General features: G+C 49.6%; 9 protein-coding genes. 6 read left to right on the forward strand and 3 right to left on the reverse strand.

The window, feature by feature from the left end; genetic code table 11:
* Nucleotides 1-93: 93 nt before the first annotated feature.
* The 4 genes from H6F72_RS28755 (at nt 94) to H6F72_RS28770 (ending at nt 2,452) form a co-directional block, all read left to right on the forward strand.
* On the forward strand, nt 94-1,101 hold the full coding sequence (locus tag H6F72_RS28755; RefSeq protein WP_190443322.1) for a phosphotransferase enzyme family protein: 1,008 nt from the start codon (nt 94-96) through the stop codon (nt 1,099-1,101).
* Between the two features lie 185 nt (nt 1,102-1,286).
* Nucleotides 1,287-1,808 carry a nucleotidyltransferase domain-containing protein gene (locus H6F72_RS28760; protein ID WP_190443324.1) on the forward strand — a complete coding sequence of 174 codons (522 nt, stop codon included), beginning with the start codon at nt 1,287-1,289 and terminating at the stop codon, nt 1,806-1,808.
* Between the two features lie 2 nt (nt 1,809-1,810).
* Complete coding sequence (locus tag H6F72_RS28765) at nt 1,811-1,951, forward strand: hypothetical protein (RefSeq protein WP_190443326.1); 141 nt, start codon at nt 1,811-1,813, stop codon at nt 1,949-1,951.
* Between the two features lie 3 nt (nt 1,952-1,954).
* Nucleotides 1,955-2,452, forward strand: coding sequence for a GNAT family N-acetyltransferase (locus H6F72_RS28770; protein WP_190443328.1), 498 nt, complete (start codon nt 1,955-1,957; stop codon nt 2,450-2,452).
* A gap of 113 nt (nt 2,453-2,565) precedes the next feature.
* Here H6F72_RS28770 and ltrA read toward each other — a convergent pair whose 3' ends face one another.
* Entirely contained in the window at nt 2,566-3,900 is a 1,335-nt protein-coding gene (gene ltrA / locus H6F72_RS28775) for a group II intron reverse transcriptase/maturase (RefSeq protein ID WP_242017208.1), read from the reverse strand.
* Between the two features lie 575 nt (nt 3,901-4,475).
* Here ltrA and H6F72_RS30010 point away from each other — a divergent pair.
* Both H6F72_RS30010 and H6F72_RS28780 read left to right on the forward strand, forming a co-directional pair.
* Nucleotides 4,476-4,784: a hypothetical protein gene (locus H6F72_RS30010; RefSeq protein WP_206755476.1), complete on the forward strand. Its 309-nt coding sequence runs from the start codon at nt 4,476-4,478 to the stop codon at nt 4,782-4,784.
* Nucleotides 4,785-5,016: 232 nt separating this feature from the next.
* Entirely contained in the window at nt 5,017-5,646 is a 630-nt protein-coding gene (locus H6F72_RS28780; protein WP_190443330.1) for a P-loop NTPase fold protein, read from the forward strand.
* A gap of 320 nt (nt 5,647-5,966) precedes the next feature.
* On the opposite strand, the gene H6F72_RS28785 is transcribed toward H6F72_RS28780, so the two are convergent.
* Entirely contained in the window at nt 5,967-6,332 is a 366-nt protein-coding gene (locus tag H6F72_RS28785; protein WP_190443332.1) for a hypothetical protein, read from the reverse strand.
* Nucleotides 6,333-6,542: 210 nt separating this feature from the next.
* Nucleotides 6,543-6,764 carry a tyrosine-type recombinase/integrase gene (locus H6F72_RS28790; protein ID WP_190443334.1) on the reverse strand — a complete coding sequence of 74 codons (222 nt, stop codon included), beginning with the start codon at nt 6,762-6,764 and terminating at the stop codon, nt 6,543-6,545.
* Between the last annotated feature and the right edge of the window lie 121 nt (nt 6,765-6,885).

The raw sequence follows: 6,885 nt of genomic DNA on the forward strand, positions 1-6,885 counted from the left end.
TGCAAAGGTTTTCTGCGTCCGGTGAGCTTGGTCGTTCTGCTGCTTGAGTTATCGTAGAGGGCAGCAGTTTGAGTCTTGTCTGTAGGACGACGAATGAGTTTATCGGAGTTTACCAAACAAGCGGTATCTGAACAATGGTCATTTCTCGCTGAGGCAACGTTTGAGCTAACAGCGCAGGGTTCAAGCCGTGCAGTTTATTTTGTTCGCGCCTCAGAGCATCAGTTTGTTCTAAAGTTTTACGCAGCTACCACTGCGATCGCTCAGATTCACTATGAGCATTCATTGCTTACGTTTCTAGACTCTGCTCATCTCCCTTTCGCGATTCCAGTACCCCTCCAGACCGCTTCTGGCGAAACCTTTATTGCCGTTGAAGTGGATGGACAATTGCTTAACGCTGCCCTACTGCCTCGGTTAGTCGGACACCCAATGGAGCGGCGAAACCTGCATCAGATTCAATCGGCTGGTTTTGCCTTGGCGACGTTGCACAATGCACTTGCCGAGTTCGATCCGCAGGGTCAGTACGCGAAATTGCCGTTTTGGGGAGCATTAGACCGAATTCATCCGCAAGTCAGCGATCCCTTCACAGTTCCACAACTTTTACAGCTAGGTTTAGAGGAACAGAGGCACTTAAATCAACTGTTAAATGAGGCAATCGAATCCTCTCCTGAGCTATACGCAACACTTCCCATTCAGACCATTCATGCAGATTACATAACACCAAACATTCTCGTGAACCAGGATCAGGTGGTTGGAATTCTAGATTTTGAGTTTGCAACGCGCGATTTGCGATTGTTGGATTACATGAGTAGCTTAGATCAGCTTGCATCCTTTCCTTGGCAGGAAGTTTTATTTGAGGAAATTGTGCGAGCCTTTAGCACAGGCTATCAAGCGTTGTCTTTACTGACACTGGCAGAAATGAGAGCTGCCATTTCGGTGTGGAAGCTGCAACGCGCCAGTTCGCTGGTCTACTGGACAGGGTGGTTAGTGGAAGGAAAAGGGAGTCGGCAAAAAATTGTTGATGCTGTTGTGGAGACGCTGAGATTTGAAACGTGGCTCCAATCCAATCAGAGGAAGTGGCTTGATGCTTTAGGTTGCGTGTGAGTTTATAAAGTACAGAAACATTGCTGGTAGCGACAGAACAATTCGATTGCAGCGGACAAGCAAAGTTTTTTCGTCTATCGTTCTATTTTTCTCGTCGCCGCTGAATTGCACGGTTATCTCGCTTCGTTCAGTCATGTTGAAGTTTATGTAGACTTGGATCACGGTTTCAAATCTCTCATTCCTGTATGAAATCAGAAGATGTTTTGCAGATTGTGACCTGGTTAGAGCGGGCAGAGATTCCTGTATGGTTAGATGGTGGTTGGGGTGTCGATGCCCTGTTAAGTCAACAAACACGATCGCACAGTGATCTCGATCTCGTAGTTAGGTTGGAGGATGCTGGTCAGATTGAACAGACCCTCGCTATCTATCAGTTCGCTATCATACTGAATGAGTTACCGACGCGGTTTGTGATGAAAGATGCTAACTGTCGTAGTGTTGACTTTCACACTGTCCAACAGGATAGTAGCGGACAGTTGATTCAAGTCCTACAAGACGGCACGCCTTTTCATTATCCACAGGATAGTTTAGCTGGACAGGGCAGGATCGACGGCAATGTGATTTCTTGCATCACACCTGAAGTGCAGATGCTATGTCACACAGGATACAACCCCCAAGCAAAAGACATTCATGACGTTCGACTATTGCAGCAATACTTTAATCTTCCACTTCCAGAAGAGTATGTTGGTGTTGTGACAGGCTTCGAGTAGTCATGAAAGTGAAGCAACAGCGAGATAACAATTCGATTGCAGCGGACGAGCAAAGTTTCTTCGTCTATCGTTCTGGTTTTATCGTCGCCGCTGAATCGAACCGTTCTGCCGCTGCACACGGCTTGGCTGTTAGTCAAACTTAAATTATGCAGATTGAGCATTTAGAGTTTAAGCCAATTGATTTGGCAAAGCACGCCGATGTTTGCGTAGCTTTCCGGGAAGATTCATATGTTTGCAGCTTTGGGTCAGCAGAACTCTTTCACGGGGCCGATGGCAAAGGAGCAGAACGCTACGTCAACTGGCTGTGCGAGAAGATGAAACGGTTTCCTGGTGGCTGCGTTCACGTTTGGTCGGGCAGCGAAATCATCGGTCAAATGGAAATGGGACGTTTTAGGTCAGATGCCTCACTAGGTTACGTCAATTTGTACTACGTCACTGCCCGTTGGCGCGGCACTGGTGTTGCCAGTTTGCTTGATGAATATGCAACAGCCTTCTTCAAACGGCTTAGCTTGCACTCCGCCCGTTTAAGCGTCACTCCGACAAATACGAGAGCAGTAGAGTTCTATCTTAGGCATGGATGGAAGGACTTGGGGCCACGAGAGAACGCGCCTGAGGTTCACTACATGGGAAAAAATTATGAGTGACCGGCAGCAACAGAATCGGGTCGAGGAAGGCATTTAACCTTCCCCTCCCACACCACCCTGCGTGCGGGTCCGCACAGGGCGGTTCATGAAGACGCGCAGACAATGCTGATAGTCTAGGCGTATCCTTGAACTTTCATCCAAAGATGCCGAATGGATAGCAATCCCTGCTGTTCCAGCCATTCATTGGTCATTCCCGTTTGCGTCGCCAGCGTCTTTGACAAGCGCCAGTAGCCTTTGCGGCTAAGCCCTGTCGAGAAAGCATGCCGTCTACTCGTTCCCAGCTTGAGCAGGTTGGTGATGCGGGTTCTGGGTCTGCGCCATTGCTTCCAATAACACATCCGCATCCGCCGCCTTAACCAACCGTCTAGCTCTTCGATGGGGGAGTAATGTTGGGAAATGCCAAAGTAGTTCATCCAGCCTCGCAAGTATCGGTTCAATCGCTCAATCCGTTCTGCCATTGAAACTCCCCAACTGCGTGAGGTCAGTCCCCGCAACCGGTGCTTGAAGTCCCGTATGGCTGGCTCAGATGCAAAGATCCGAATCCCCCGGAAGGTGAAACCCAGATATTGGAGGTCTTCGACCTTGACCACCCGACTTTTCTCGCGATTGACCTTGAGCTTCATCTTTTGAGTCAGGTAACGACTCGTTTTAGCCATCACTCGTCGCCCTGCACGTCTACTTTTGACCAGGATTACCAAGTCATCCATGTAGCGGACAAACCGATGCCCTCTGGCTTCTAGCTCCTTGTCGAGGTCATCCAATAGGATGTTGGACAATAACGGAGACAAAGGCGACCCTTGCGGTGTCCCCCAGTCCGTGGCCTCAATCGTGCCACCCACCAGCACCCCTGCTCTCAAGTAACGACCAATGAGCCTCAGAAGTAACTTGTCAGTCACTTTGCGGGCAATTCGGGACATCAGCACATCGTGATTGACCGTATCAAAGAATTTCTCTAGGTCTAAGTCAACCGCATACCGATACCCCATCTTGACAATCGTCTTTACCTGCCGAATTGCGCCATGAGCAGAGCGTTTGGGGCGGCTCCCATAACTGGGCTCAGAGAACTCTGACTCAAAGATGGGAGACAGCACTTGTAAGATGGCTTGTTGGATCACCCGGTCAATGACACAAGGCACACCCAACTTTCGCTCTCCCTTGCCGCGTGGCTTGGGAATGACCACCCGTCGCACCGGGCGAGGTTGGTAGCTGCCATCTATCAGGGATTGGCGAATCTCACTCCAATGCTCTCGCGCATAGGCCGGAAAGTCTTCTAAGCTCATCCCGTCACTGCCGGGTGCCCCTTGATTCGACTTCACTCGCTCCCATGACCGTTTCAGATTGTCGCGCTCTAAGATTCGCACCATCAGGTTGTCTAAGGCTGGCTCTCTGTCAGCACGCCAAACATCATCTCCCCCATCCGGGTTCATTGATGAGTTTGAGTGGTTCATGGCTCCTCCTTAGTTCATTCATGTTCGTCCCTTCGTTCCCCAAGAGAACTACTATGGACTCTGCTGACTTCTGCCTCACTCACCATCCAGCATTGCTACTGGCTGTGCCGTTTGGGTTGCCGTAGGGTTCGGTGGGTACTCTATCCGTTTCCAGATAGCCCTCAGTCCGACTCCCTTAGCCCCTCAAAGTGCCGTTAGACAGACCTCCCCAGATAAGAACGTGAACTGTCCCGCCGCAACCGCGTCATTTACTGTGCCCCTTGAACCTTGGGTTTCGTTGTGTTGTGCCAACTCACCCAGGGGTCTCAGCCTTCTATGACGTTTCTGTTCGTCGGTTCGTCGGTTTGCCGCTGGCTTCCTCCAGATACTCCCTCGCGAGAGTACCCTTGCCTTAAGCTAGGAGTTGTCGTCACTCGGCTCCAAGACTTTCGAGCATTTGGACGTTGGTCCTCCTCCAGGGGACTTTCACCCCATTAGTTCACGCCCATGCTGGGCGTACACAAGGTGCTGCACTCGACCGCCTACACTCTACGCTCGTGCTTCCACCAGCCTCTAGCGGCGAGTGAGCTGAATCGTTGTACGGCATCGCTAGCTACTACCCGCAGTATGTTGAAATGCATCATGTAGCAGAAGACAATTCATCCTTTTATGTGCGTGTCCCAGCAAAAGTTTTGGGATGCTTACGTGATGGAGAGATTACCGTTATTCTTCTTCCTGTCCATGGATTAGCCCTAACACAGCCGCTCGAGGCTCATCTCATTCCTGAAACCTTGAGGATGCCTAATAGTGAGTTTGATATATTGTTCAAACATCCTGGCGCAGAAATGATCCGAGTCCTATGCCACGATGAACCCTGCCCAGAAATTGATAAAAGCAATGAGTGAGGTTCGACTCGATTTGGGTGTCGTTCGCTCGGATCGGGAACAACGTGCAGTTGTGGCAGACCTATATAGACATCGAGTAGAGTTAACACAGATCTAAATACTCGGTTGTAGAGTCCTGCCGTACAACAATTGCGGTGCAACGGATTGAAAGAAGTCGCTGTTGCTGAGTCCAAGTTCTTGGTAACCTCTGACCGCAACCGTTAGTCTGCCAAGACTGAAGGGTATGGTTAGGATGACTAACAAACAATCGCCAAGTTTTGTGGTTGCTATAAGTGGTCCCTCTGGAGCAGGAAAAACTTCTCTGGTTCAAAAAGTAACCAGTTTGCTAGAAGATGCTGTATCTCTCTATTTCGACGATTATGCCTCGGTATCGAAATACCCCTCGAACTTCTCTGAGTGGATTAAAGAGGGAGCCGATCCCAATCAATGGCAAACGCCACAACTCCTTAAAGACTTACGGAGCTTACGGCGTAGGAAAGCCATTTCTCTGCCCGATAACAAAGGAATAATCAAGGCAGCCAGCTTCATTGTGATGGAGGAGCCATTTGGTAGAGAACGAGCCGAAATGAACGAGCTTATTGATTTTGTAGCATGTATCGACCTGCCGCTAGAAGTTGCCTTAGCACGTCGGTTGCTGCGAGATGTTGAATGGTGTCTCCGTGAAAGAGATCCAGAATACCTGGCAACTTATCTCAAAGAATACCTAATAGGATATCTCAGTGGTGCTACCCGCGAACTGTACCTTGAAGTAAACGCAAGGGTCTTGAAGAATTGCGATTTGGTTCTAGATGGAGTTAAATCCCTGGATGAGCTGGCAGATGAGATAATCGCTGCGATTAAAACAAAACTGGGGACAGTCTAACTGTAATCAGGAGCAGCCTAACAATCCGCCTGCACACCGACCGTTTAGAATTACCAGTTGAGTCCGAAAGTTCACTAGCGGCGGGTGAGGCGGAACGTTAATAGCTAGCAACAATGCCGAAAATGAGTGAATTCGGCATTGTTTGGATTGCGATCGCTTAAATTCTCAATCGTTTGAGGCGTACTACAAAAAGCACGCCACTATTCATTTTCGGCAATGTTTGCAAGAAACACATAACACCTCCTCGCAAACCAAAAAATCAAGAGGGGCGAGCGCAGTGTTTTGATCACACCCTTTGTGCCCTTTCAATCTTCATTTGATCAAGGACTGCCCAGCCAGGATACTGCGGCGGCAATATCATTGTAGAACACGCGATGATTGGCTTCGCCAAACGCCAGGCGGGCCAGGTAAGCAATCCCCGTATTGGGCACAACTATCGCGACTTTTACATCAGCTTGCTTGAGCGCATCGGTTAACCCCTGCTGCGTGAGCACGATTTCTATCGGCGGGCGCTCAAGCTCCAAGGCATCGTACATCACCTGTTTGCAACCCGTGTCCCTCTGCAACACTCCAATGCGCTGATGGCACTCCTGTATGAGGTCGGCTGTAGCTACCCCGCGAATTCGCGCGAGGATGATTCCACCCACAGGCTCAACCCATAACTGATCTGGACTCTCGTTTGGCATAATGAATGATGCTCGTTGATGAAATTGTCTCGGCTCAACTCTTAATGAGCCCGAATTCTTGAGCATTTCTTCGCTCTAGTTTCGCCTTCTATTCTGCCTAATCTCCCAGAAACGGGAGTAGACGGCATCCAGGGTGCTGACATGGAATCACGACCTCGAAACTTATTAGTCCAGTCCAAGAGATCAACTGATTCATTAAGCGTCGATACTTCAAAAACGTAAAGCCGCGATCGCCCCCTCCATCTGAAGCTCCAATACCTTCAAATACCGCTGAAGTGCTTGTAAGCTGCGGTACCCCGATATCTCCTGAATCACTCGCAGCGGTATCCCGGCACTGCTCATCTGGGTCAGAGCAGTTCTTCTGAAGCTGTGAGTACTGGCTCCCACTAGCCCCAAACGAGCGCGATCGTTGATTAGATACTGAGCGATCAAGGACTATCAAAAAAGCGATTATCTTGATTGTCAAGCCTGAGTTGCTCCATTGGCTATCAGAGGTGGTTGCCAAGAAGTTCCAGCTCGAATCATGGCATTGAGGATGCGCAGCAACTTATGC

This window comes from Trichocoleus sp. FACHB-46 (genome assembly GCF_014695385.1).
Taxonomy (GTDB): domain Bacteria; phylum Cyanobacteriota; class Cyanobacteriia; order FACHB-46; family FACHB-46; genus Trichocoleus.